The sequence below is a fragment of the Paraclostridium dentum genome (assembly GCF_012922555.1).
In the GTDB taxonomy this organism is placed as follows: Bacteria; Bacillota; Clostridia; order Peptostreptococcales; family Peptostreptococcaceae; genus Paraclostridium; species Paraclostridium dentum.
The window spans coordinates 1-2,056 of sequence record NZ_WIPK01000039.1 but is presented as its reverse complement, the minus strand read 5'-3'; the positions used below and the strand labels follow the sequence as shown (position 1 = coordinate 2,056).

2 protein-coding genes are annotated in these 2,056 nt (G+C 29.4%); both read left to right on the top strand.

Annotation, left to right across the window (positions count from 1 at the left end):
- On the top strand, window positions 1-465 hold a 465-nt coding region (locus tag GFJ41_RS17650), incomplete at its 5' end, for a methyl-accepting chemotaxis protein (protein WP_226890287.1).
- A gap of 227 nt (window positions 466-692) precedes the next feature.
- On the top strand, window positions 693-2,056 hold a 1,364-nt coding region (locus GFJ41_RS17645), incomplete at its 3' end, for a methyl-accepting chemotaxis protein (protein ID WP_170075961.1).

Genomic DNA, 2,056 nt, shown 5'->3' with positions numbered 1-2,056 from the left:
GCAAGAGCAGGAGAAGCTGGTAAAGGATTTGCAGTAGTTGCAGATGAAGTAAGAAATCTAGCAGCAAAATCAGCAGAAGCAGCAAAGAATACAGCTACATTAATTGAAAATTCAATAGAAGCAGTAGAAAATGGAACAAAAATTGTAGATAACACAGCAGAGTCGCTTCAAAAAATAATAAATACAGCAAATAGAACCGCTAAATTAGTAAATGATATAGCAAAAGCATCTGAAGAAGAAGCTAATTCAATATCTCAAGTTACATTAGGTGTTGAACAGATTTCTGAAGTTGTACAAACAAACTCAGCAACATCAGAAGAAAGTGCAGCAGCAAGTGAAGAGTTAAATGGACAAGCTCAAATGTTAAAATCTTTAATAGAGAATTTTAAAATAAAGGATGAAAATAAACTTAAGAATAATATAATTTTTTCTAGGGATGATGAGCAAAGCTTAGCTCGAAATTAATATTAAAAATTAGAAATTCTCAATAAATATTTATAAAAAATAGAAGCTTTGAGGCTTCTATTTTTGCGAATAGAAAAATTAATTTTAAAGTAGAAAAATTTTTTATTTATATAATTAAATTCTAAAGTATGCATGTATTTATCCGTATAAAAAATAAGATAAACTGTTTTATTAAATGAACTAATTTTATTAACTTTATTCAAAATGAAGTACGGGGAGGCATACACATGAAGGATTTAAAAATAGGTAAAAAGTTAGGTATCTGTTTTGTAATTTTATTAGTGCTTACAACAGTTTCAAATTTATATACATTATATAATTTGAAAGAAGCAGGGAGAGTAAGCCATGAGTTATTTGAAGGACCATATGAATTAACAACTGATGCCATGGGAATACGTAGAGATTTAGTTGGAATTTCAAGAAGGATAAATGGTGGATTTGCAGATAATGAGCACGTAGAAACAAGAAAGTTAGTTTTAGCAGAGTTTGATAGTCTTGAAAAAACAATTCAAAATATAAGAAGTGGACCTGAAAAAGCTATAGAAAATAAAAAAATTAGTCAATATCTTGATAGTATCGAGGAAGATGCAAAACAATTAAAGCAAGAGTATGAAAAAATATATAATACAACTCAACAACCAAATTTTAAAGGACCTATGACTGAAATAGATCTTACTGGATATGCACAAGTATTTACTGCATGTACAGAAACATCAGAAAATCTTTTTAAAGAGGCTGAAAAAATAGGAAATGATTTTGATAAGGATGTATCTGCATCAGTGAAAACTTCACAAATTATATCAACAACTTTAAATGTGATTAGTATAGTCTCAGGAGCTATTATATGTATTTACATTACAAAGAGCTTAAAAAAACCAATTGAAGAATTAGAAGTAGCTGCTAATAAGATGGCTGTGGGAGATTTTGATATTGATTTAAATTATGAGTCAAAGGATGAATTAGGGGTTTTATCAAATAGCATGACTCAAATGAGCAATAAAATAAAAGATATTATAGAAGATACTGTTAGAGTTTTAGGTGATGTTTCATCGGGAAATTTCAATACAGATACTAAAGCTGAATATATAGGAGTTTTTAAATATATTGAGAAATCTATAAATAAGATAACAAATGATTTAAGCGAAACAATGGAACAAATAAACATAGCATCTGAAGAGGTTGGAGCTGCATCAGATCAAGTTGCTAGTGGATCTCAAATGTTATCACAAGGGGCAACAGAACAAGCGAGTGCAATTGAAGAATTATCTTCTACTATAAATGAAATATCTGAAAAAATAAAAGGAACTGCAGAAAATGCAAAAAAAGCTAATTCATTAACTTTAAATGCAGCTAATCAAGTTAAAGATGGTAATGAACAAATGAAAGAAATGGTTAAGGCGATGGAAGATATATCATTTACATCTAATGAAATAGGAAGAATAATAAAAACAATAGATGATATAGCATTCCAAACTAACATATTAGCATTAAATGCAGCAGTAGAAGCAGCAAGAGCAGGAGAAGCTGGTAAAGGATTTGCAGTAGTTGCAGATGAAGTAAGAAATCTAGCAGCAAAATCAGCAGAAGCAGC